Annotated in this window: 23 protein-coding genes; 17 read left to right on the top strand and 6 right to left on the bottom strand. The window is 68.7% G+C overall.

Going from position 1 to position 23,307, the window contains the following annotated elements; translation table 11 throughout:
• The first annotated feature begins 78 nt into the window (after positions 1–78).
• Positions 79–1,299, top strand: a complete 1,221-nt coding sequence (locus ABTZ43_RS04105; RefSeq protein WP_350537910.1) for an MFS transporter — start codon at positions 79–81, stop codon at positions 1,297–1,299.
• 149 nt (positions 1,300–1,448) lie between these two features.
• Here ABTZ43_RS04105 and ABTZ43_RS04100 read toward each other — a convergent pair whose 3' ends face one another.
• Entirely contained in the window at positions 1,449–2,201 is a 753-nt protein-coding gene (locus ABTZ43_RS04100) for an SDR family NAD(P)-dependent oxidoreductase (RefSeq protein ID WP_253385235.1), read from the bottom strand.
• Positions 2,202–2,406: 205 nt separating this feature from the next.
• Here ABTZ43_RS04100 and ABTZ43_RS04095 point away from each other — a divergent pair, with 205 nt between their 5' ends.
• The 6 genes from ABTZ43_RS04095 (at position 2,407) to ABTZ43_RS04070 (ending at position 9,621) form a co-directional block, all read left to right on the top strand.
• Positions 2,407–3,348, top strand: a complete 942-nt coding sequence (locus ABTZ43_RS04095; protein ID WP_350537909.1) for an ABC transporter substrate-binding protein — start codon at positions 2,407–2,409, stop codon at positions 3,346–3,348.
• On the top strand, positions 3,345–4,388 hold the full coding sequence (locus ABTZ43_RS04090) for a FecCD family ABC transporter permease (protein WP_350537908.1): 1,044 nt from the start codon (positions 3,345–3,347) through the stop codon (positions 4,386–4,388). The genes ABTZ43_RS04095 and ABTZ43_RS04090 overlap by 4 nt, the downstream gene beginning before the upstream one ends.
• Positions 4,389–4,477: 89 nt before the next feature.
• Positions 4,478–5,473, top strand: a complete 996-nt coding sequence (locus ABTZ43_RS04085; RefSeq protein WP_350537907.1) for a FecCD family ABC transporter permease — start codon at positions 4,478–4,480, stop codon at positions 5,471–5,473.
• The gene (locus tag ABTZ43_RS04080; RefSeq protein WP_350537906.1) at positions 5,466–6,290 is read left to right on the top strand and encodes an ABC transporter ATP-binding protein; all 825 of its coding nucleotides are present in this window, start codon (positions 5,466–5,468) and stop codon (positions 6,288–6,290) included. Before ABTZ43_RS04085 ends, ABTZ43_RS04080 begins: the two co-directional genes overlap by 8 nt.
• Entirely contained in the window at positions 6,287–7,138 is an 852-nt protein-coding gene (locus ABTZ43_RS04075) for a siderophore-interacting protein (RefSeq protein ID WP_350537905.1), read from the top strand. Before ABTZ43_RS04080 ends, ABTZ43_RS04075 begins: the two co-directional genes overlap by 4 nt.
• 89 nt (positions 7,139–7,227) lie before the next feature.
• Complete coding sequence (locus ABTZ43_RS04070; RefSeq protein WP_350537904.1) at positions 7,228–9,621, top strand: beta-galactosidase; 2,394 nt, start codon at positions 7,228–7,230, stop codon at positions 9,619–9,621.
• Positions 9,622–9,628: 7 nt separating this feature from the next.
• On the opposite strand, the gene ABTZ43_RS04065 is transcribed toward ABTZ43_RS04070, so the two are convergent.
• The gene (locus tag ABTZ43_RS04065; protein ID WP_253385242.1) at positions 9,629–10,447 is read right to left on the bottom strand and encodes a helix-turn-helix domain-containing protein; all 819 of its coding nucleotides are present in this window, start codon (positions 10,445–10,447) and stop codon (positions 9,629–9,631) included.
• A gap of 193 nt (positions 10,448–10,640) precedes the next feature.
• On the opposite strand from ABTZ43_RS04065, the gene ABTZ43_RS04060 reads away from it, so the two are divergent.
• On the top strand, positions 10,641–13,634 hold the full coding sequence (locus tag ABTZ43_RS04060; RefSeq protein ID WP_350537903.1) for a DUF5107 domain-containing protein: 2,994 nt from the start codon (positions 10,641–10,643) through the stop codon (positions 13,632–13,634).
• 47 nt (positions 13,635–13,681) lie between these two features.
• On the opposite strand, the gene ABTZ43_RS04055 is transcribed toward ABTZ43_RS04060, so the two are convergent.
• Positions 13,682–14,710 carry a YdcF family protein gene (locus tag ABTZ43_RS04055; RefSeq protein WP_350537902.1) on the bottom strand — a complete coding sequence of 343 codons (1,029 nt, stop codon included), beginning with the start codon at positions 14,708–14,710 and terminating at the stop codon, positions 13,682–13,684.
• A 126-nt stretch (positions 14,711–14,836) separates the two neighbouring features.
• Between ABTZ43_RS04055 and ABTZ43_RS04050 the strand changes: the two genes are divergently transcribed.
• Positions 14,837–15,283 carry a hypothetical protein gene (locus ABTZ43_RS04050; RefSeq protein WP_350537901.1) on the top strand — a complete coding sequence of 149 codons (447 nt, stop codon included), beginning with the start codon at positions 14,837–14,839 and terminating at the stop codon, positions 15,281–15,283.
• A 22-nt stretch (positions 15,284–15,305) separates the two neighbouring features.
• Here the strand turns inward: ABTZ43_RS04050 and ABTZ43_RS04045 are convergent, their stop codons facing one another.
• Positions 15,306–15,914: a TetR/AcrR family transcriptional regulator gene (locus tag ABTZ43_RS04045; RefSeq protein ID WP_350537900.1), complete on the bottom strand. Its 609-nt coding sequence runs from the start codon at positions 15,912–15,914 to the stop codon at positions 15,306–15,308.
• A 118-nt stretch (positions 15,915–16,032) separates the two neighbouring features.
• Here ABTZ43_RS04045 and ABTZ43_RS04040 point away from each other — a divergent pair, with 118 nt between their 5' ends.
• From ABTZ43_RS04040 to ABTZ43_RS04020, 5 genes are all read left to right on the top strand, one after another.
• Complete coding sequence (locus ABTZ43_RS04040) at positions 16,033–16,389, top strand: DMT family transporter (RefSeq protein ID WP_350537899.1); 357 nt, start codon at positions 16,033–16,035, stop codon at positions 16,387–16,389.
• Entirely contained in the window at positions 16,386–16,712 is a 327-nt protein-coding gene (locus ABTZ43_RS04035; RefSeq protein ID WP_350537898.1) for a DMT family transporter, read from the top strand. The genes ABTZ43_RS04040 and ABTZ43_RS04035 overlap by 4 nt, the downstream gene beginning before the upstream one ends.
• A 210-nt stretch (positions 16,713–16,922) precedes the next feature.
• Positions 16,923–18,074, top strand: coding sequence for a Cmx/CmrA family chloramphenicol efflux MFS transporter (locus ABTZ43_RS04030; protein WP_350537897.1), 1,152 nt, complete (start codon positions 16,923–16,925; stop codon positions 18,072–18,074).
• A gap of 631 nt (positions 18,075–18,705) precedes the next feature.
• Complete coding sequence (locus ABTZ43_RS04025; RefSeq protein ID WP_350537896.1) at positions 18,706–19,362, top strand: hypothetical protein; 657 nt, start codon at positions 18,706–18,708, stop codon at positions 19,360–19,362.
• A 770-nt stretch (positions 19,363–20,132) separates the two neighbouring features.
• Positions 20,133–20,255, top strand: coding sequence for a thioredoxin domain-containing protein (locus tag ABTZ43_RS04020; protein WP_350537895.1), 123 nt, complete (start codon positions 20,133–20,135; stop codon positions 20,253–20,255).
• Between the two features lie 242 nt (positions 20,256–20,497).
• Here ABTZ43_RS04020 and ABTZ43_RS04015 read toward each other — a convergent pair whose 3' ends face one another.
• Entirely contained in the window at positions 20,498–20,701 is a 204-nt protein-coding gene (locus tag ABTZ43_RS04015; protein ID WP_350537894.1) for a hypothetical protein, read from the bottom strand.
• Between the two features lie 110 nt (positions 20,702–20,811).
• Between ABTZ43_RS04015 and ABTZ43_RS04010 the strand changes: the two genes are divergently transcribed.
• The 3 genes from ABTZ43_RS04010 (at position 20,812) to ABTZ43_RS04000 (ending at position 22,838) form a co-directional block, all read left to right on the top strand.
• On the top strand, positions 20,812–21,708 hold the full coding sequence (locus ABTZ43_RS04010; protein ID WP_350537893.1) for an HAD family hydrolase: 897 nt from the start codon (positions 20,812–20,814) through the stop codon (positions 21,706–21,708).
• Complete coding sequence (locus tag ABTZ43_RS04005; RefSeq protein ID WP_350537892.1) at positions 21,705–22,247, top strand: hypothetical protein; 543 nt, start codon at positions 21,705–21,707, stop codon at positions 22,245–22,247. The genes ABTZ43_RS04010 and ABTZ43_RS04005 overlap by 4 nt, the downstream gene beginning before the upstream one ends.
• 111 nt (positions 22,248–22,358) lie before the next feature.
• Positions 22,359–22,838, top strand: a complete 480-nt coding sequence (locus ABTZ43_RS04000; RefSeq protein WP_350537891.1) for a hypothetical protein — start codon at positions 22,359–22,361, stop codon at positions 22,836–22,838.
• Between the two features lie 82 nt (positions 22,839–22,920).
• Here ABTZ43_RS04000 and ABTZ43_RS03995 read toward each other — a convergent pair whose 3' ends face one another.
• A complete protein-coding gene (locus ABTZ43_RS03995; protein WP_350537890.1) occupies positions 22,921–23,205 on the bottom strand; it encodes a hypothetical protein in 285 nt (94 codons plus the stop codon).
• Positions 23,206–23,307 lie beyond the last annotated feature (102 nt).

Raw genomic sequence — 23,307 nt, 5'->3', positions numbered from 1 at the left:
CAGACGCGGCGCGGGGGTCGTCGGGGTAGCGCGTCTCGGTGAGGGCGGGCGTGCGCGAGAGCGTGTAACGTCGTCGACATGACGACTGTCGAATCGATTCGATCCGCCGCTCCGGATCGCGCAACGACCCGAGCGCGCATCGCCGTCTCGGCGTTGTTCTTCACCAACGGGGCGCTGTTCGCCAACATCCTCCCGCGGTACCCCGAGATCAAGACGGCCCTCGAGCTCGACAACGTCGGCTACGGCCTCGCGATCGCCGCCTTCCCCGCGGGGGCGATAGCCGCGGGCCTTCTATCCGCAGTGCTGATCCGCCGGCTCGGATCGGCGCGCATCGCCGTGTTCGGAACGATCGCGACCGCCCTCGGACTTCTCGCCGCGGCGCTGTCGCCCACGGGCATCCTCTTCGCGGTCGCTTTGCTGTGCGGCGGCGCCTTCGATGCGATCACCGACGTGGCGCAGAACGCCCACGGCCTGCGTGTGCAGCGTCGGTACGGTCGGTCGATCATCAACACCTTCCACGCGATCTGGTCGATCGGCGCAGTCGTCGGTGGCGGAATGGCCGCGGCGGCCATCGCGCTGCAGCTGCCCCTCGGCGTGCACCTGGGAATCTCGACTGTGGTGTTCGCGGCGGTGGCGCTCACGGCGCTGAGGTTCTGCCTGCCGGGACGCGATGAGGAGGCCGACGCCCGGGCCGTGGCCGAACCCGCAGAGGTCGCATCGTCGGTGCGCCGCGGTGTCAGCCCGCGGATCGTGCTGATGGTGATCGCTCTGACACTGATCGCCATGGCCGGAGCGATCGCCGAGGATGCGGGGAACTCGTGGGCGACCCTCTATCTCTCGGAGTCGCTCGGCGCCGCTGCCGCGATCGCGCCGCTCGGTTTCATCGCCCTCGTGGGCGCGCAGTTCATCGGGCGGATGCTGGGCGACGGGATGACCGACCGCTTCGGACAGCGAGCCGTGGCCGTCGTCGGCGGCCTGATCGCGGCGGTCGGCATGACTCTCGCGCTGATCTTCCCCAGCGTCCCCGGCACGATCGCGGGCTTCGCGGCCATCGGCTTCGGGATCGCGACCCTCATCCCCGCCGCCATGCACGCCGCCGACGAGCTGCCGGGGCTGCGCCCGGGGGTCGGTCTGACCGTCGTGTCGTGGTTGCTGCGGCTGGGCTTCCTGCTCTCCCCGCCGGTCGTCGGATTCATCGCCGACACCCAGAGCCTGCGGGCCGGGCTGATCGTCGCGCCGGCGGCGGCTCTGGTCGCGGTGCTGCTCGCCGGGGCGCTGGCGGCGCGCACGCCGAGGTAGTCCCGGACGTCCGGGATCCGGGCTGCTGACGTGTCGACCCTGGGCCCGGATGCAGGAGCGGGGCACGGATGCAGGGCCGGGTGGCCCGTCTTCTCCTGCATCCGTGCCGGCGTCCTGCAAACGGGCCCCGGGCCACCGGTATCCGCGACTCAGAGGGCGGTGTAGCCGCCGTCGACGAGGTGGTAGCTGCCGGTGATGAAGCTCGCGGCGTCGCTGGCGAGGAACGCAATGAGGTTCGCGACCTCGTCGGCCTGGCCGAGGCGTCCGATCGGGTGCTTGCTGACGAGGAACTCCTTCGCCTCGTCGCCCATGGTCGCGAGCAGCGGGGTGTCGATGAATCCGGGACCGACCGAGTTCACGCGCACGCCCTGGGCGGAGTACTCGAGGGCGGCCGACTTGGTCATGCCGACCACCGCGTGCTTGGCCGCGACGTAGGCGGGGGAGCCGGCGAAGCCGACGCTGCCGAGGATCGACGCGATGTTCACGACCGACCCGCCGCCGTTGGCGAGGATCGACGGGATCTGCGCCTTCATGTTGCGGAACACGGCGTTGAGGTTGATTGAGATGACCTTGTCCCACGCGGCGTCGTCGTACTCGGCGGTGGGGGCGGACGCTCCGCCGATGCCGGCGTTGTTGACGCCGATGCGCAGCGGGGCGAGCGAGTTCGCGAGCTCGACCGACGATGCGATCCACTCGACGTCGGTGGCATCGCCGACGGAGGCCTCGGCGATGCCGCCGGCGGCGCGGATCTCCTCGACCACTGCGTTCGCGTGTTCCGCGTTCAGGTCGTTGACGACGACGGATGCGCCGTTCCGGGCGAGCAGCAGAGCGGTCGAACGACCGATTCCGCTTCCCGCTCCCGTCACGATCGCCGAGCGGTTCGAGACGTCGTACTGAGCCACGGGTGGCTCCTCTCCTGGACGGTCGCGGTGCCGGGAGATCTTCTCGGACGGTCCGTCCTCCTCTCCAGGGTACGCCCGTCGCACATGGATGGATGCGCGTGAATGGAATTCTCCGGATGTCGACTTCTCTTCCCGGATGCAGGTTTGTTAGCCTTACCTAACCGGCCCCGCCGCCTCCCCCGCAGATCCCCGAAAGGTCTTCGCCGTGCCCGCACGCCTCCGCCGCCCCCTGTTGTCCGCCCTCGCCGTCTCGGCGACAGCCGTCCTCGTGCTCACCGGATGCTCCGCCCCCGACCCCGCGCCCGCCGATGCCGCGGCCTCCGGCGAGTCCGCCGGCACGCACGCCGTCGAGCACGCGCGTGGGACCACCGAGGTCCCCGACGACGTCGAGCGCGTCGTGACCCTGGAGCCGCTGGAGCTCGACACCGCCGTGGCCGTCGGCATCACGCCGGTGGGTGCGGCCGTCGCCTCGAACGTCGCGAGCACCCCGGCCTACCTCGGAGTCGACGGCGTCGAGGGTGTCGGCACGGTGCCCGAGCCCGACCTCGAGGCCATCGCCGCGCTGAAGCCCGACCTGATCCTCGGCACGGAGGCCCGCCACTCGGCGCTCTACGAGCAGCTCTCGGCCATCGCCCCCACGGTCTTCATCGAGACCCAGGCCGACCCGTGGCGCGACAACGCGCAGCTCATCGGCGAGGCGCTGAACCGCGAGGACGAGGTGTCCGACCTGCTGACCGCCGTCGACGAGCGGTGCGAGAGCCTCAGCGACGAGTACGCGGTCGACGGCGAGACGGCACAGCTCATCCGTCCGCGCGACGAGACGACCCTCAGCCTGTACGGTCCGGTGTCGTTCGCGGGCAGCCTGCTCGAGTGCGTCGGCTACACGATCCCCGACCAGGACTGGGCCGACGGTCTGCAGGCCGACATCTCGCCCGAGAACATCGTCGACGCGGCGGCCGACAACGTCTTCGTGACCGCGGCCGACGTCGACGACGAGTCGGCGATCCCCGCCGCGCTCACGCAGAACGCCGATGCCTTCGGCCGGGTGACCCTCGTCGACACCGCCTACTGGGTCTCGGGCGTCGGACCGAAGGGCGCGCAGGCCGTGCTCGACGACATCGAGAAGTACCTCGAAGCGAACCGGTGACCGCGGTCTCCGCGGCGGGACCGACCGCGGCCCCGCTGCCGCGACGTGCGGCACGGGCAGCGACAGGCACGATCGTCCTGTGCGGCGCTCTCGTGCTGGCCGTGCTGCTCTCGCTCACCGTGGGCGCGAATCCGCTCTCGCCCGCCGCGGTGTTCGACGCGATGGCCGGCCGCGGCACCACCGAGACGAACTTCGTGCTGTTCGAGCTGCGCATCCCCCGTACCGCGGTCGGCCTCGTCGCCGGAGCCGCTCTGGGCGTCGCCGGCGCACTCGTGCAGGCCTTCACCCGCAACCCGCTCGCCGATCCCGGCATCCTGGGCGTCAATGCGGGAGCGGCGGTGGCGGTCGCGCTCGGGGTGGCGTTCCTCGGGCTCCGCGATGCCTCCGAGTTCATCTGGCTGGCGTTCCTCGGAGCGCTCGTGGTGACGGTCGCCGTCTACCTCGTCGGGTCGGCCGGCCGCGGCGCCGCCGATCCCCTCCGGCTCACCCTGGCGGGGGTGGCGCTCGGGGCCGTGCTGTCGGGCATCACCACCGGCCTCACGCTGAGCGACCCGGACGCGTTCGACGCGATGCGCAGCTGGAACGCGGGTTCGCTGCTCGGCAGCGGGCTCGACGACCTCGTCGCGGTGCTCCCCTTCGTGGTCGTCGCACTGCTGATCGCTCTCGTGCTGGCGGCGGGCCTGAACGCGGTGGGTCTCGGCGACGACGTCGCGCGCGCACAGGGCGCCAACGTCGTCGGCATCCGCATCGGCGTGATCGTGGCGGTCACCGTGCTGGCCGGCGCCGCGACCGCGATCGCCGGGCCGATCTCGTTCGTCGGGCTGATGGTGCCGCACGTGATCCGGTGGACGTTCGGGGTGGATCAGCGACTCATCATCGCGCTGTCCGCGGTGCTCGCTCCCGTGGTGGTGCTGCTCTCCGACGTTCTGGGGCGAGTGATCATCGCGCCGGCGGAGGTGCCCGTCGGCATCGTCACCGCACTGGTGGGCGCGCCGGTGCTGATCGCCCTCGCCCGACGCGGGAAGGCGCGTGCCCTGTGACCGTCCTCCGCCGGCCGCCCCTCCGCACGCCGTCCTCCCATCCGTCTCCCCTCAGAGCCCCCCGCCGCGTTCTCGTGCGGATCGGCCCGGTGGCGCTGCCCGTCCGGGTGCGCAGCCTGCTGGTCGCCGCGATCTCGCTGCTCCTCCTCGCCGTGCTGTTCGTCCTGTCCCTGGGCCTGGGGTCGTTCCCGCTCGCGCCCGATGAGGTGGTGCGCATCCTGCTCGGCGGCGGCGAGCCGATCGACCGCACGGTCGTCTGGGACTGGCGGATGCCGCGGGCCCTGGCGGCGATCGCGGTGGGCGCCCTGCTCGCGATCGCCGGTGCGCTCTTCCAGACCGTCACCCGCAATCCGCTCGCGAGCCCCGACATCCTCGGGCTGTCGAACGGGGCCTTCACCGGGATGCTGCTCGCTCTGGTCTTCGTCTCTGCCAGCCTGCCGGCCCGCACGATCGGGGCGCTGTGCGGCGGTCTCGCCGCCGCCGCGGTGATCTGGCTGCTCGCCGTGCGAGGCGGCGTGCAGGGGTTCCGGCTCATCATCGTGGGCATCGGCGTCTCGGCGATGCTCGCCTCGCTGAACACCTGGATGCTGCTGCAGATCGAACTCGACACGGCGATGTTCGCCTCGGCGTGGGGCGCGGGATCGCTCAACGGGGTGACCGCCGCGGGACTGGGCACGGCGGTGCTCTGCGCGGTGCCGTTCGTGGTCGCGGCCGCGCTCCTCCCGCCGCGCCTGCGTCAGCTCGACCTCGGCGACGATGTCGCCTCGGCGACCGGATCCCGCCCCGCGCTGGTGCGCACCCTGGCGCTGCTGATCGGCGTCGTCCTCGTCGCGGCGGCCACCACCGTCGGCGGTCCCATCGCGTTCGTGGCGCTGGCCGCTCCGCAGATCGCCCGCCTCGTCGCACGCACCCCGCATCTGTCGCTGGGCCTCGCCGCTCTCGTCGGGAGTGTGCTCGTGCTCGCCTCCGACCTCGTCGCGCAGCACGTGCTGCCCGTCGCGCTCCCCGTCGGCGTCGTCACCGTGTCGGTGGGCGGCGCCTACCTCGTCCTCATGATCATCCTGGAGATCCGCCGCCGTGCCTGACCTCGACAGCCCTCGCCCCGACTCCCGCCTGCACGCCGACGGGATCACGCTCGCGTACGACGGATCCCCCATCGTGCACGAGGTCAGCGTGGCGATCCCCGACGGCTCGTTCACCGTGATCATCGGTGCGAACGCCTGCGGCAAGTCGACGCTGCTGCGCGGCCTCTCGCGGCTGCTGCAGCCCGCGGAGGGCGAGGTCGTGCTCGACGGGAGGGCCATCGCGTCGTACCCGGCGAAGGAGGTGGCACGTCGGCTGGGGCTGCTGCCGCAGAGCGCGAGCGCTCCCGACGGCATCACTGTGACCGACCTCGTCGCTCGGGGGCGGTATCCGCACCAGAGCCTGTTCCGTCAGTGGTCCGACGCCGACGAGGATGCGGTGCGCCGCGCGCTCGCGGCCACCGGTACGACCGACCTCGCGGCGAGGTCCGTCGACGAGCTCTCCGGCGGGCAGCGGCAGCGGGTGTGGGTGGCGATGGTCCTCGCGCAGGAGACCGACCTGCTGCTGCTCGACGAGCCGACGACCTTCCTCGACGTGGCGCACCAGGTCGAGCTCATGGAGCTGTTCGCCGAGCTCAACGACCGAGGTCGCACGATCGTCGCGGTGCTGCACGACCTGAATCATGCGGCGCGATACGCCTCGCACATCATCGCGATGCGGGCCGGGCGCATCGTCGCCGAGGGCACTCCCGCCGAGGTCATCACGAGCGAGCGGGTGCGCGAGGTGTTCGGGCTCGAGAACATCGTCATCGACGATCCGGTCACCGGAGGGCCGATGGTGGTCCCGCTCCGCGTGCCCGCGAGGAAGGATGCCGGATGAACGCTGAACGACCGTGGGCCTACAGCGCCTTCCCCGTGGAGGTGCGTGCGACGCGTCGACTGAGCCCGGGGTTCATCCGGATCACCTTCGCCGGCGACGCTCTGGAGCACTTCGCGAGCTGGGGCACCGACCAGCGCATCAAGCTGGTGCTGCCGATGGCGGACGGCTCGCTCGCGGACTTCGGTCTGCTCGACGAGCCGACCCCGCATCCCTCCGACTGGTACACCCGCTGGAAGAGCCTGCCCGAAGGCGAGCGCAACGTGCTGCGCACCTACACCCCCGCCGGGATCCGGGCGGAGGCGCGCGAGCTCGATGTGGACTTCTTCCTGCACGAGCCCGCGGGCCCCGCATCGCAGTGGGCGGCACAGGCGGTGCCCGGCGACCGTGTGGTGATCACGGGTCCGGATCGACGGATGGGCTGGACGGGATACGGACTGCACTGGCATCCCGGTGAGGCGACCAGGTTGCTGCTCGTCGCCGACGAGACCGCCTTCCCCGCGGTGCGCGGGATCCTGCAGACGCTCGGCGAGGCGCACCGCGTCGACGTGATCCTCGAGTGCGCGGACCCGGCCGACGACATCGTGTCGGCGGATGCCGGTGATCGCGCCGACATCCGACTCGTCCGCCGCGCACCGGGCGACAGTGCGGAGCTGGAGCGGGCGGTGGCGCTCTGGAGCGACGAGCACGGTGAAGGCGTACGCGCCGATCCGGCCTTCTACGCCTGGATCGCGGGGGAGTCCGGGGCCACCGCCCGTGTGCGCCGCCTTCTCACCGCCGAGGCCGGCATACCGAAGGAGCGGGTGTCGTTCCTCGGGTACTGGAAGGTCGGCGGTCCGCTCGTCGGGTGACGCGGCCGAACCGCACACCCGGCGCTTCGTCCAGGCACGGCATCGGATCGTCATGGATCGCACGGGGCCGACGTCCTATCGTCGAGGGGATGACCACGTTCGACGACGCCCCGCAGACGCCGCCCGCACCGTTCACCGTCGCCGTCTCGGCGCCCCCGGCCGTGGTGCCCGCACCGCTCGAGATGGGTGACGACGACACGACCGCGGAGCGCCTCCAGCTGACCTCGCGCTTCGTGAGGCGGAACGGTGAGCCGTGGATCCCGGTGATGGGGGAGTACCACTTCAGTCGCGACCTGCCCGAGAACTGGGAGCGCGAGCTGCGCAAGATGAAGGCCGGCGGCATCTCCGTGCTCGCCACCTACGTGCTGTGGATCGTGCACGAGGAGGTCCGCGGCGAGCTGCGGTGGGACGGGCGGCGAGACCTGCGTCGGTTCATCGAGACGGCCGACAGGGTGGGGCTCCGGGTGATGCTGCGGATCGGCCCGTGGGCGCACGGCGAGACCCGCAACGGCGGCTTCCCGGACTGGTTGCAGGCGCTGCCGATCGGGCACCGCTCCGACGACCCGGCCTACCTCGCTGTCACGCGGCGGTGGTACGGCGGCATCGAGGAGCAGGTGCGCGGCCTCTTCCACACGTCGGAGAATCCCGAGGGGCCGATCATCGGCATCCAGGTCGACAACGAGCTCTACGACGACGGGCCGCACCTGGCGACCCTGCGCGCCCTCGCCGAGGAGGTCGGCATGCGGGCGAGCCTGTGGACCGCGACCGGGTGGGGCGGAGCGCAGCTGCCGCGAGGCCGCGTGCTGCCGGTCTACGCCGGATACTCCGACGGCTTCTGGGAGGAGTCGGACACGGGATGGCCGGACTTCGGAGAGATGCACTTCACCTACAGCACGGTGCGCGACGACCTCAGCGTCGGGGCGGATGTGCGGGCGGCGGATGTGCGGGGTGCGGCGGCCGATGAGGATCCGGATGCCGGTCTCGGCGCCGACGATCCCTGGCCGTTCGTGACGTGCGAGCTCGGCGGCGGCATGGCGGTGGCCTACCACCGGCGTCCGCTCGTCGACCCCGACGACGTGGCCGCCCTCGCGCTGACGAAGGTGGGCAGCGGATCCGCGTGGCAGGGCTACTACATGTACCACGGCGGCCTGCAGGTGCGCGGCGAGCTGTCGTCGACGCAGGAGTCGCAGGCGACCGGGTACCCGAACGACGTGCCGGTGCGCGACTACGACTTCTTCGCACCGCTGGGCACCGTGGGTGCGCAGCGCCCGCACTTCCACGCGCTGCGGCAGCAGCATCTGCTCCTCGACGCCTTCGGCGCAGCGCTCGCTCCCGCCGCGACGACGATTCCCGCGCGGATCGACGGGGGTCCTCGCTGGGCGGTGCGCAGCGACGGCGCGCGCGGATTCCTGTTCCTGAACAACCATCAGCCCGCGATCGCCGCACTGCCCGACCTCGACGGGGTGCACTTCGACGTGCGCCTCGGCGACCACGCGATCACCGTCCCGACCGCGCCGATCGCGGTGCCCGGCGGTGCCTACGCGGTCTGGCCGCTGCGTCAGGCGTACCCGGGCGTTCCCGCGCTCACGGTCACTGCGCAGCCGATCACGCAGATCACCGACGGCGACCGCACCGTCGTGCTGTTCGCGGCGAGCGAGGGGATCGACGTCGAGCTGCAGCTCGAGGGCGTGGATGCCGTCGAGGTCTCCGGTGCCGAGGTCCGCGTGGAGGATGAAGTGGTCCGCGCCGTCCCGTCCCTGCCCCCGGGGCTCGACTGCGAGGTTCGTATCGGCGACACGACCCTGGTGTTCCTCGACCGGGGGACCGCCGAGAGCGTGTGGCGAGGCGACGTCGACGGCCGTGACACCGTGATCCTGTGGCCCGGCGGCGGATGGTTCGACGACGACGGATTCCGCGCCGTGCTCGATGACGGGGCAGGCGTCATCGGGGCGTTCCCCGCGCTGCGGGACCTCGAGCTCGCGCCGCTCCCTGCGGAAGGATCCGTCTTCCGGCGCTGTGCGGTCGCGGCCGGGCCTGCTCCCGTGTCGCTCGACGTGCCGGACTTCGACGCGCGCCCGACCGCGCCGGTGCGCACCGGGGGTCCGTCCGGCAGATTCTCGGCACCCACCGACGACGACTTCGCGGATGCCGCGACGGTCGAGGTGCACCTCCCGCGAGGCGCCCTCGAGGCCGGCAACGGCGAGCGGTCGGTGCTGACGCTCGACTGGACGGGAGATGTGATGCGGGTCATGATCGGCGACAGCCTGATCGCCGACCAGTTCTGGTACGGACGACCGTTCGAGATCGACCTCACCCCGCACCGCGAGGCGCTCGCCATGCAGCCGCTGACCCTCCGGGCGTTCGCCTGGGCTGCGCGCTCCCCCGTCTACGTCGACCCGCGGGTGCGGCCAGGCGGCGGCGAGGACGTGCTGGAGATCCGCTCGGCGGTGGTGCGTCGCACCGCGACGGCATCCTTCCGCTGAGCGCGCGTCACCCCTTGTGCTGGGCGCGGTAGGTCGTGGGATTCATGCCGTGCACCCGGCGGAAGTGCCGGGAGAAGTAGAGCGGATCGCTGTAGCCGACCGCTGCGGCGACCTCGGTCACGGTCGACGACGTCGTGTCGAGCAGGGTGCGCGCTCGCGCCATCTTGACGGCGGTGTGGAACGCGCCGGGACCCCCTCCGGTCGCTCGCCGGAACATCGCGCTCAGGTGCGACGACGACAGCCCGACCATGCCGGCGAGCTCTGCCACCGGGATGTTGCTGTCGACGCGGGTCTCGAGGAACCGCATGGCGCGCTCCAGCGGTGAGCCCTCGGCGGGGAGGATGCTGTCGGCGGCGAGGCGCGTGAGCAGGTGCCACGCCACCCCCGAGGCCGCGAGCAGCTGCGCGGGTGACACGCGTCGTTCGAGGTGTCCGACGAGCTCGTCGAAGAGCGCGACGGCACCGTCGACGGCGCGCAGCCGGGTGAGCGGGCGGGGGATGCCGAGGAGGGGGCCGGTGAGCTCGGCCACGTCGGTGCCGCGCACGTGCATCCACCAGATCGTCCATGGATCGTCGAGCGATGCCCGGTAGTCGTGCGGCACCCCCGCGGGGATGGTCACGCAGGCGCCGGGAGTCATCGGATGCTCCTCCTCGCCGAGGCGCACGGTCCCCGAGCCCGCGACGCAGAGGATCACGATGGTTTCGGCGGCTCCACGCTCGCGGATCCGGCGATGCCCGGACGCGGCGGGGAAATACCCCGCGTCGGTCACCAGGAGCCTGCGGGTGACGGCTCGCGAGAGCGCCGCCTCGATCTGGGGTCGCGGCACGACGCACAGTCGCTGATTACGGAAGCCGTCCGGCCGTCCGCTTCGCTCGAGTGGTATCGCTGTTTCGTCCATGATGTTCCTCGATCTCACCATAGCTCCGCTCGCGCCGCCTTCGTAGCCTCGGAGGTGACCCGCCGCATCGGAGGCGCATCGCCGCCGGGAGCCGCCGCAGGTCATGACGAGGAGGCCGACGATGATCGAGGAACAGACCTCCGCGCACGCGGATCACGAGACCCTCGTGCTGCCCGCGGCGCCCGCCGAGCTGCAGGACGCGCTCGAGCGCGGCGAGGCGGTGGCCTGGCGGCAGCCGCTCGCGATCCGCACATATGAGGCGGATGCGCCCAGCGTGTACCCGATGTACCTCAATCAGCGCGTCTACCAGGGGTCGAGCGGGCGGGTCTATCCGCTGCCCTTCACCGAGAGCATCGCCGACCAGGCGGTCGTCCGCGAGTGGGACGCCGTGCACCTGGAGAACGAGTACGTGCGGCTGGTCGTGCTGCCGGAGCTCGGCGGTCGCATCCACGTCGGGTACGACAAGACGAGCGACTACGACTTCTTCTACCGCAACAACGTCATCAAGCCGGCCCTGGTCGGTCTCGCCGGGCCCTGGATCTCGGGCGGCGTCGAGTTCAACTGGCCGCAGCACCACCGCCCCGCCACCTACCTGCCGGTGCAGACCTCGATCGAGGTCGATGAGGACGGCACGGTGACGGTGTGGTGTCACGATCACGATCCGTTCGCCCGCATGTCGGCGCAGCACGGTGTGCGGCTGCGCGCGCACAGCTCCGTGGTCGAGCTCGCCGTGCGCCTGCACAACCGCACGGACGAGCGGCAGTCGTTCCTGTGGTGGGCGAACGTCGCGGCGCGCGTGCACGACGACTACCAGTCGTTCTTCCCGGAAGACGTGGGCTACGTCGCGGACCACGCACGTCGCGCGCTGACGCGGTTCCCCGCCGCCGATCGCGAGTACTACGGGGTGGACTACCCGGGGCGTGCCGCCGAGCATCCGGATGCCGATCGCATCGACTGGTACCGCAACATCCCGGTGCCGACGTCGTACATGATCGTCGACAGTGCCCAGGACTTCTTCGGCGGGTACGACCATGCCGTGGGGGCCGGGTTCGTGCACTGGGCCGAGCGGCGGGTGTCGCCGGGCAAGAAGCAGTGGACCTGGGGTGATGCGCCCTTCGGGCACGCCTGGGACGCGCAGCTGACCGACGGCGACGGGCCGTACGTCGAGCTCATGGCGGGCGTCTACACCGACAACCAGCCCGACTTCACCTGGATCCTCCCCGGCGAGACGAAGGTGTTCACGCAGTACTGGTACCCGATCCCGGGCATCGGCGTCGCCCACCAGGCGACACCGGATGCCGCGGTGCACGTCGAGCGTGAGGGAGAGATCTCGGCCTCGTTCGCGGTGACCGCACCGCAGGCGGGGGCCACCGCGCGCATCCTCCGCGGCGACGAGGTGGTCGCCTTGCGGACGCAGGATCTCGTGCCCGGTGTGCCGCTCACGGTCACGGCGGAGGGCGCGGGCGGATCCGGCCCGGGTGAATTCGGTGCGGGCGGGATCGATGCAGGCGACGACGTGCGAGCGGAACTGCTCAGCGCCTCCGGACAGGTGCTCGTGCGCTGGACCCCGTCGGTCGCCGCGGCCGAGGAGCCGTGGGTGGCCGAGGAGCCTCCGCTGCCCGACGACGTCGACTCCGTCGAGGAGCTGTATCTGACCGGGCTGCATCTGAGCCAGTACCGCCACCCCACGCGATCGCCGTCGGGCTACTGGAACGCCGCGCTGCAGCGGGATCCCGGCGACGTGCGCACCAACCTCGCCCTCGCCGACCGCGACTACCGGGCCGGCGACTACGCGCGCGCCCTCGAGCGGGTCGAGCGGGCGCTGGCGCGGCTCACCCGGCGCAACGCGAATCCCGCCGATGCCGAGGCCTTCTACCTGCGGGGCCTGATCCTGAGCCGGCTCGGCCGCCACATCGATGCCGAGCAGGCGTTCGGCAAGGCCGGGTGGGACGGAACCTGGGCGGCGGCGTCAGGGCTCGCCCTCGCCCGATCGCTCGCGTCGCGTCAGCAGAACCGCGCTGCGGTGCGTGTGCTCGACACCCTCGACGGCATCGTCGGCCACGACACCCGCAGGATCGCGCTGCGGGCCATCCTCCAGCGGCGGGCGGGCGAGCACGCCGCGGCCGACGCACTGATCGCCGACGCCCTCGTCGCCGATCCGCTGGATGCGACCCTGCGGGTGCTCGCCGGACGCGAGATCGCACCCGATGCGGGCCTGATGCTCGACGTCGCACGGGACCTGCGCGATGCGGGCGCCCTCGACGACGCCCTGCGTGTGCTCGGGGATGCGGCGGCGCTGCCCGTGACCGCGAGCGGCAACATGCGGCCGATCGCCCACTACGTCGCGGCGCAGATCCACCGCGCGCGGGGTGACGAGACCCGGGCCGCCGACGAGCGTCGCCGCGCGCGCGAGGCAGACCTGACCTGGGCGTTCCCGTTCGGGCTCGACGCGCTCGATGCGCTGGAAGCGGCGCTGGCGGTCGACCCGGACGATGCGGTCGCCCACTCGCTGCTCGGCATGCTGCTGTACGCCCACGGCCGGCGTCACGCAGCGACCGCGCACTTGGAGCGGGCGATCGCCCTCGGGCGTGCGGATGCCGTGCTCCTGCGCAACGCGGCGCTCGCCGCCTACAACATCAGCCATGACGACGCTCGCGCGGAGGAGCTGTACGAGCGCGCGATCGCCGCAGCGCCGCGCGATGCCCGACTCCGTTACGAGCAGGATCAGCTCGCTGCCCGCGTGGGGCGCACCGCGGCGCAGCGTCTCGACCGCCTGCGCTCCGTGGAGAACCTGGTGCTGACCCGCGACGACTTCACGATCGAGTACCTCAGGCTGCTGGTGGCTGAGGGTGAGGCGGCACGCGCCCACCGCATCCTCATCGATCGTCGCTTCCGCCCGTGGGAGGGGGGAGAGGGACAGGCGCTCGCCGCATGGGATGCCGTGCACGACGCGCTCGGCCTCGCGCGCACCGATCCGCCGGCGTCGCTCGGCGAGGCCAGGGCGCAGTACACGCCGCCGGCCGCCCGCCGTGACGACGGCTCGACGGACTACTTCGCGACGAGTCTTCCCGAGCTGCTGCTCTTCGCCAGGGAGACCGGCGACGACGGGCGGTGACGAGCCGCAGCGACAGCCCCGGCATCACCGTCAGCGGTGAGCCTGGTTCAGAAGGGAGTGATCGAAATGAACATGAACGCCAGAAGTGGTGCCATGAGCGTCGCGAGTGCGATCGTGTTCAGCAGTCGGTGGTCGCGCAGCAGGGCGAGGTACTCCCGGAGCAACGCGCTGGGCAGGTAGTACCGGGCGGTACGGGCGCCGATCGCATGACCTGTGATGCCGAGTGCGCGCAGCAGCGTGGCTGCACGGAAGGCGTGATAGTCGCTCGTGACGGCCAGCACGGGTCCGGTGATGCCACGGTCCGCGAGGAGCTCTCGTGTGAGGGTGAGGTTCTGCTCCGTGGTGCGGGACGCGCTCTCGACGAGCATGCGCTCTGGTGAGGCGCCGATCGATGCGGCGAATTCGCGCATCGCGGCAGCTTCGCTGCGCGGCTCATCGTCGCCCTGTCCCCCGGAGAGCACCAGGACGGCGTCGGGGAAGCGTTGCAGTGTGGTGACCCCTGACCGCACTCGCTGTGCGAGCAGGGGCGGGACGCTTCCATCCGGCCGCAGGCCCGACCCCAGCGCGATGACTGCAGACGGGGCTGGAGCCCGTCGCGCGAGGCGTGCGTAGACAGCGGACCAGCAGAGATAGGCGACGAATCCCATCCCGACGTAGCCGACCGGACCGATGAGGAGGAAGAGACCGATCGCCGCTTCGACCCAGCCGCTCAGCGCCACGATGATGCCCGCCGCCAGTACGCCGAGCACCCCGACGCCTGCGAGTTGGGACAGCCGGTTGGCGAGCGACCCTCCCTCTCGTCTCATCATGACGATCCCGTTCGCGACCAACGCGCAGCCGAGGCCGACGCCGGCGAGCATGGGGACGAGCAGGAGCAGCAGTGCCCACGTGATGTCGCGGATCCGGTCGGGAATCGGAATCAGCACCGCGCCTGTGCCGACCAGGAGATCCACGATCGAGAGAAGCAGCGAGGTGCCGGCGATGGTGAGCAGGACACCCGGCAGCAGCCGCCGCGGATCGCGAGTTGCGAGCACGATTCCCGTCACTGCGAGAACGACGGTGAGGAACGTGGACATGGTCTAGACGGTACCCGGCAGCGTCTGGTGGCCCCGCAGGCGAGGGGGTGAAATCATCCGCGGGTAGGACCCGGATGCCCCGGCAGGCTGACGCGCGGGACGACGGCGGCGAGTGAGGGTTGACGTATGAGCACATCTCTGCGTAACCCCCTCCGCCCGTTCCTCGCCGCCGCTGCCGCGATCGCGCTGCTCCCCCTCACCGCCTGCAGCGTCGTGAACCAGAGCTTCGGTGACGCCTGGTCGGTCACCTATCAGGTGGTTGTGGACCGGCCCCAGGATGTCGAGCTCACCGAGGTCGCAGTCGAAGGCGCGGAAAAACGAGGCGCGTCTCCGGAGGTGACCGATCTGGGGTCCCAGACAGCTCTTGCCTCCTCTGGCGGGGAGGGGGCTCTCTGGGAGCGGGAGGTGATCGTGCTCGCCGGGGATGACGCACGGGTGAGCGCCACCCCGCCGTCCGGATCGATAGCCACGTGTCGCGTGATGATCGACGGGACGCGCGAGATCGCGACGGCGACCTCCGAGGCGCCGGGGGAGCCTGTCACCTGCAAGGTGGTCACCCCGGCCTTCGACTGACCCTGAACGTACGTCCATAGGTCTAGGAGTTGAGGTCGACGGCGGCGGCGACCGCGCGGGCCAGAAGCGTGGCCGTCCGATCGCGTGCGTCGTCGTCCCGATCCGTCAACCACGCTTCGGTGATGCCGTCGAGCCCGGCGAGGATGACGGACGCCCACGCCTCCACGTCGAATCCGGCCGGATGCCCTTGCCATCTCCGCAGCATCGCGGAGACGAGGTCCAGGTCTCGGGTTCGCTGATGGCGAGTGAGCGCGGCGAGATCGGGATCGGTGCGAGCGAGGGCCGAGAGCTCGCTCAGCGCGACGAAGTGATCGGTCTGGTCCTTCACGCGTGCGAGCTGCACGGTGAAGCTCATCGTCAGGGCCTCCTCGAGAGAGGAGGGCACAGGATCGAGGGTCGCCGCCATCGCCAGCGCCCGTTCGCTCTCGCGCTCGAGGAGTGCGTGGAGCAGAGCGTGCCGCGAGTCGAAGCAGTAGTGGAACAGCCCCTGCGGTACTCCCGCTGCGTCAGTGATCGCTCGGGTGGTCGCTGCCGCCACGCCCCGTCGGCTCATCACCAGAACAGCGGCATCCAGAAGCTGTTGGCGTCGCTCGACGAGCGGGACGCGACTGTTCGAAGACTTGACCGTCACGGGCGAGAGCCTAACGAAGATCCGAGAATGCTGAAGACTTGGTCGTATGACTTGGTCATGCGACCAACTACGACATACGATCGTGCTCACAGGACGCAGACACGAGAGCGGGGCGGATATGAAGAGGTGGATCATTCTGGCGGGGGCCATCGTGGCAGAGGTGATCGCGACACTCTCGTTGCGCGCCGCCATCGACAACCCGTGGTGGGCGGTGCTGACGGTCGGGGGATACGCGGCCGCCTTCGTCTCCTTGTCGGCGCTTCTTCGGATGGGTGCGTCGATCGGTGCCGTGTACGGAATCTGGGCCGCAGCCGGAGTCGCGCTCACTGCGGTGTTCGGTGCCGTGATCTTCGACGAGGCGTTCACGTTCGTCATCGCATTGGGCATCGCCGTCGTGATCGCCGGTGTCGTGCTCGTCGAGACGGGGCACGCCTCTGCACCCGAGGCGGCGGGAACGGCGGAGGTGACGAGATGAGCTGGGTGCTGCTCGCCGGAGCGATCGTGTTCGAGGTGGCGGCGACGCTCTCGCTGCGAGCGTCGGAAGGACTGCGCAAGAAGAACTGGATCGCGCCGATCGCGCTGTTCTACGGTTCCGCGTTCGGGCTGCTCACGATCGCGCTCGCGCAAGGGATGCCGGTCGGCATCGCCTATGGGATCTGGGCAGCCTGTGGAGTGGCGCTCACGGCTGTGGGCGCACGCGTGTTCTTCAAGGATGCGCTGACCCGCAGGATGGGGTGGGGCATCGGCCTCATCGCGGTCGGAGTGCTGATCATCGAGGTGGGAGTCTCCACGCACTGAGAGCGCGACGCTTGCGTCCTGCCGGCGACCCTGGCTACCGTGGTCGGGTGAGTTCACCCGAAGCATCCACGGTCGAGCTGCCGGCACGCCGGTAGCTCACACCCTCGACGTCGCCCCATCTGAGCGGGCGCCGCTTCGCGTTCCCTCTCGCATGTGTGAGTACTGGATGCCGGTCCGCCCCGACCGACACCTCACTTCGAAGGACTCACCATGCCACTTCTCATCGTCCTGCTCGCCGTCGCGGTCTTCGCACAGGGGACCTCCGAATTCATGCTCGCCGGTCTCCTCCCGGCGATCGCCGATGATCTCGCGATCAGCATCCCGCAGTCGGGACTGCTGACCTCCGCCTTCGCTGTCGGGATGATCGTGGGGGCTCCGCTCATGGCCGCGGTCAGCCGCCGATGGTCGCCCCGGATCGCGCTGTCGAGCTTCCTGCTCGTGTTCATCGCCATGCACGTGCTGGGTGCGGTGACCGACGATTTCACCGTCCTCCTGATCACCCGCGTCGTGTCCGCGCTCACCAACGCCGGCTTTCTGGCGGTCACTCTCTCCACGGTCTCGGCCCTCGTCCCCGCCGACCGCATCGCACGAACGCTCGCCGTCATCCTCGGAGGCACGACCTTGGCGCTGATAGCGGGAGTTCCCGGCGGCGCGGTCATCGGGACGCTGCTCGACTGGCGCGCAGCCCTGTGGGGTGTGGCCGTCATCTCCCTGCCTGCCCTCGTCGCCGTGATGCTGGCGACCCCGACGCGCTCCGTCGGTGGGCGACGACCCGCGGCGCTCGCGAAGGAGCTCGCAGCCTTGCGCCATCCGGCGTTGCTCATGCCGCTCGGTCTCGGTGCGCTGGTCAACGGCGCCACCTTCTGCGCGTTCACCTACCTCGCGCCTGTCGTGACGGAGTCCGCAGGCCTGCCGGAAGGGGCGGTGCCGGCCGTGCTGGCCGTCTTCGGGGTCGGCTCGTTCGCGGGGGTGTGGGTGGCCGGACGGCTCGGCGATGGCCACTCGGGCCCCATCCTGACGATCGGCGGAGCAGCGCTGCTCCTCGGATGGGGAGCGTTCGCGGCCCTGTCCACGATCCCGTTCGCGGTGTTCGCGTTCGCACTGCTCCAGGGGGCGCTGTCCTTCGCTGTCGGCAGCACGCTCATCGCCTCGTCGATCCGTGCCGCGGTGACCGCTCCCACCATGTCCGGGGCATTCGCGACGGCGTCCCTCAACATCGGCGCTGCCGCAGGCCCGATCCTCGGCGGGCTGGCCTACGCGACCACGGCCGGAGCGACCGGGCCGCTCCTGGTGAGTGCGGCGCTGCTCTGTGCCGCCGCACTCGCATTCGTGGTCTCGCAGAAGCTGTCGGAAACGACGTGAGATGAAGATGGTTGCCGTTCGTGTGAGACCGTATGGCGCTCTCGAGTTGCTCTTTGCCGTGACACATTCCTGATTACTGTTGCTGTCGTTCACATCGATGTGAACGCGTCGTCTGCCGCCCCGCGAACTGCAACACGCTCTCGGCCGGGATTCGAGCTGATGGCGAATCCAGCCGGGAGTACTCCCGATATTAGTACCTATGTCAACTTAGGTTGACTCTGGCGGTGCGGGCCACCCTCTCCCGGGGCAGTGTTTCCCACTTTCGTCGGCGCAGCCCGAGGGTGATGTGACGGGTCTGCTGCACGCGGATCCCTCCGCAGCGCAGCCCAGTTCTCATCACTGGGCCGGAACTGCTACGTTCCCTTCATGATGGTGTGGATCGTGTACTTGGAGGATGCTCCTGGTTTCCTCGGAGTGTTTGACGTCGAAGATGACGCGTACGAGTTCCAGGAGAAGTACGCAGCGGACAGTGGCCTGTCCGTTTTGCTGACACCAGTCACGGTTCCGTATCGGGCAACGGGCCTGAACATGGATCTCTACTCTCAGTAGGACCTGAGAGCGCGTAGCTCGATTCCATTGGCATTGCCCATCGTGAAGCGCACTGCAATTGATCAGAAAGAGGTAATTAACGATGAGGCACCTTCACTATCGCGGGATCGGTCTTCTTATCGCTGGGTCGCTGTTCCTCGGAACCGTGGCAGCCGGTAGCCCGGCCTATGCGGCCTCAGCGGGAAGCGATGAGCTCGACCTTCCGCCGCTCACGGCGACAAGTTCGGTGGACGTACCTGATGAGTACCTCGTCTACCCGGATGGAACACCCCTCCCGGCTGACGCTGTGGTGATGACGGATGCGGAGATGGATGCGCTCGGATCGGGCACGGATGTCAGCACTCCTGAATCGACGCCGGGTGCGACAGCGCGAGCGACGGTGGTAGGAAACTGCCACTTCGCGGTAGGAAACATGTGGAAACGATCTTCCGCGAAGGGTCTACCGTCCGGCGGTGTGGGCGCCAAGCCCTCCATCACAAGCTGCTGGGGCGCGGTTAAGAAGACGTACATCAGATCAGTCGTGTTCATGCACAACGGATGGCTGTGGGTTCCCGTGACTAACGCCGTCGAAAGTTTTGGCACGTGGAACATGGAGCAGAAGAGCGTCCTGTACGCGTGCAACGGGACCGGGCAGCACACGTTCCGCGTCGTCTCGTACTTCAAAGCCTCCGGGGCAAAAGATGTCATCGCTGCAGAAGCCGAACTGAGCTCCGGCGATTACAAGCTCCAGTGCGGTTAGAGGACTGCTCGATAGCTACGCGGCGACCATTGCCGCTGATCGCTGCCATCCTCGGAACGGGGCGTGGTGTTCGCCCGCTGTGGTCGGTCGCGCAGCAGAAGCGCCGTCGGGGCTGGGCAGGACTCCCCCAGGAGACCCGCCCTACCCCGGCTCGCACATCACAGTGCACCCTTCCCCACTGTCAGCGCGAGCGTACGCAGGGCTGGACGCCTCCCGCAGCCGCCCGGTTGCGCACCCACTCCGTGCCGTCCGTGATGTGTCCGCGAAGATCGACGCGCTGCTGCCTGAGCTGGTGAACTCGCGATGATGCCGAACATCACCCGCGGCGGCAGCATGCCCGGTCTGATCATGTACCTGCGTGGGCCGGGTCGTGCCCACGAGCACACCGCCCAGCACGTCGCCGGACATGACGTCATCGTGGAACTCGCGGGGCATCGTGCTAGCGAGGCAGGGGGACGCCGACGCCCTCCATGAAGGTCTGCGGGTTCACGTACTCGCCGTTCACCTTCACCTCGTAGTGCAGGTGTATTGGTGTTAACACCGCGTCGGCCAGAGTGACACGCCGAGTTGGTGTTAACGCCGCGATACGGTGCTGTGCCAGCTGGGGGAGTTACACGACGTTCCGATCGCATCAAGGGCGTTACGCGATTCCTGCGGAATCCAGCCAGGGCTGGCCATTGACCCACTCTCCACGCCGCGCAGAGGCGGCAAGTGCCAACCGATGCCGAGTTATCGGCTGGGAGCCGACAAGGCGGAGAGGATGACGAACGATGAGCGCACAGGTGACGGTCTATGGAGCTGAGGGCTGCTGGAAGTGCACGAACACGGCGAGAGCATTGGAGCTGGCCGGCGTCGTGCACCAGGTCGTCGACGTCGACGCTGCCGGCCTCTGAGACGAACTGCGCGATCGAGGCATCCGGGAACTGCCGTACGTCGTCGTTGATGGCGGCGATAGGTGGACCGGGCTACGGCTGGACAACATCGTGGAGCTGTGGCAGCTGACGCTCGCAGCGGCCGGCTAAGCGTCTCTGTACGTGACGGCGCTAGCCCATACCCATGTGTGGTGCGGGTACACGCTGAAGTGCGACCCCCAGCGCACAAGCACGGCATCACGCGTCCAGGCAATCGCTTCGGCCTAGACGAGCTGCGGCTCAGTCCACAGCACCTGGTGAGGAATCCACGCGGTCACCGGGATCGGTTCGCGGGCGTCCTGGCGCATCCCTGAGCTACTTAGCTCGGGCTCTGAGAGCCCCACAGGCCGCGCCTGGCGATCGATCTTGTCACTCGCCCGCGCGATATCCCCTTCGAGCAATTCGGGGTAGCGCTTGTTCTGACCCATGCGGATAATGGTAGTTCAGATATTCGAATTTTAGCGATCCACTTTAAGCCTATAATAGTAATTATGTCAGTCTCTGCATCGATGTCGCTGCGTCGCTCTACTCTGGGGGCATGCTCGAACTGATCCCTGCACGACTGCTCGTGGTAGACCTCGATGACACGATCTGGCACTGGTTCGATCCCTGGCACGCGTCCTTTTCAGCTCTGCTTGACGGACTGGTGAAGCAATCGGGGCAGCCCGAAGAGGACCTGGTCGCTGAGATCCGAACGATCCACCAGCGGAGGGGCACGTCAGAATATTCGTGGTTGATCGATGAGATGAAGACCCTCGAGTCTGCGGTGCCCTCGGGATGCTCGATTCGCGAGTTCTACGACCCTGCTATCCATGCTCAAAACGCCGCCCGACTGAATGGAACCCGGCTCCGACTCGGCGTCCGGGAAACCTTGGAGGATATTAAGGCGAGAGGAACGACGGTCGTTGCCTACACCGAATCACTCGAATTCTGGACTCGCTGGCGCATCATCACTAACAAGCTCGATGGAGTGCTAGACGAGTACTACTCCTCGCCCGACCATGATGCCCCGATCGGTTTGGAGCCGAGCGCGATCCGGCACGTCTCGGGGGACGCCTACGCTCTTACCCACACACAGCACCGACATGTAGCGGCTGGGATACTCAAGCCGGCACCTGCAGTGCTCGAGCAGATTATGGCGGACCACGCAGTCTCACCCGAAGAGACCGTGTACGTAGGCGACACGCTAATGAAGGACGTAGAGATGGCGCAGCGCGTCGGAGCGCTCGACGTCTGGGCTGAGTACGGTGTAAACCACCGGGACCCCCGATACGAATTGCTCCAGCGTGTGTCGCACTGGACGGACGAGATGGTGCAAAAGGAGCAGGACGAGCGCCCTGGAGTCCAACCCGAGCCGCGCTACACCTTGCGAGAGAGTTTCGCTGAGCTTCTGGGTATTTTCGATTTCGGGCCAACAGGGAGCAGGCGAACATGACCCAGGACTCCGAGCCAGAACGCACGATAGATCTCTGGAAGACGGTCGTGGGGGTGCAGCAGCACTTCAACGACATCGGTTGGCGGATCAGGTCCCTAGCAATTACGGCGCTTACCTTCACGCTCGGTGCTGCCTTCTTTGGGTACCTCAACGCAGAAAGTGTTTCGTTCGGTTCGGTCAGCTTCAACCCCAGCGCACTGGTCCCGTTGCTGGGGCTGTCGATCTGGTTGCTGTTCTGGTTCGCCGATGGCGTGTGGTACCACCGGCTGCTCAAAGGCGCGCAGGCCGCCGCCACCCCGATCGAAGAATCCTTGAAGCAGCTTGGGATCGACGCTGGCCTCTCAACCGAGATCACCAAGGCGAGTCGAGCGGGATGGGGACCATTCACGGAGATGAACTCCACTCAAAAGCTCAACATCTTCTACGGGGCAGGCGTGGGCATATTGTGTCTTGTTGGCGTCGGAATCGCGCTGCTAACCCTTGAGGCAGGGCAGGGCGGCACGCTACAGCCAGTCCCGACGGTCAGTCCCACCCCGTGATTGGGCGAACGCCCGAAGCCATCCAGCGAGAGGCTGTCAGTTCGCCGTCCCGCCGAAAGACATGTCACGGATTCCGCACGTAGAGTCAGTGGCACAAGCCAAGGTGGACTCGTGGCTCTCGGCGCGCGTGATCCCCTCGCCACCGCGGCGCTCCGGAAAGCGTATGTTGACGACGTGACTCATATTGATGGTGTGGTGCGGCCACGGCGCGTGACGTCGGTGGAACTTGTCGGAGATGCTGCGGGAGTGCACATCAGTTGGAGGCTGGGCGAGCCCGTTTCAGCGCATCCCGTGGAGGACTTCGTTTACTCGGTTGCCGTCACAGGTAACCGGGGCAGCTTTGTGCGGACGTTCTCGGTTCGTTTCGTTGGAACGGAAGATCCAGAAGTAGTCGCTGACGTTCATGAACTAGTGCTCGCGGCGCGAGGTCCGAGCCGCGCGGGTGACGTGATCGTCGGGGCCGGGTCGGTGTCGGTCCAGTTCTTCGAGGTCGGGCTCGGCTCGGAGCCGCACGACAGCGCCTATGCCGGTTTTTGGGTGAATGGTGTTCTCGTGCAAGAACGACTGCCCGTCAGCGTCCTAGAGGGCTGAGCAGACAGGGTACTTATGTTAGGACGCGAGGCAGACACCTGCGTACGCGGGACCCGTATGGGCGCCTGCGGGGCGAGGGTTCTCAGTTTTTCGGCTGCAGGACGCTCTTCATCACGTCGGTAACAACCTTGGCGATGTTGGAGGTACCCCAGCTGAGGTCTCGAACCTCAATCACGAGCACCATGTCGTTGGGGTCGACATGCTTTTTGACGTCGTCGCGCACTTCGCCCGCGGTCTTGTTAGATCCCACGATCCACACGCTCTCGAGCGGCTTCATCCGCGGAGTATAGGTGAGCATGTGTTTCGTGATCTTGTCGTAATCCCGCTTGGGGCCGACGAGATCGTATGAGACTAAGTAGTTCGCCATCCTGCGGTCCTTTCGTAGTGCGCCTCAGGGCGCGGATGGCCAAACGATATACATGCCCTCCGACACTGGCCCGTGGGACAGGACTCATTAGCACCGACGGGT

This window comes from Microbacterium sp. NPDC097977 (assembly GCF_040302605.1).
Lineage (GTDB): Bacteria > Actinomycetota > Actinomycetes > Actinomycetales > Microbacteriaceae > Microbacterium.
Note: the sequence above shows the minus strand (reverse complement) of the source record. Positions and strands in the feature narration are given on the sequence as shown.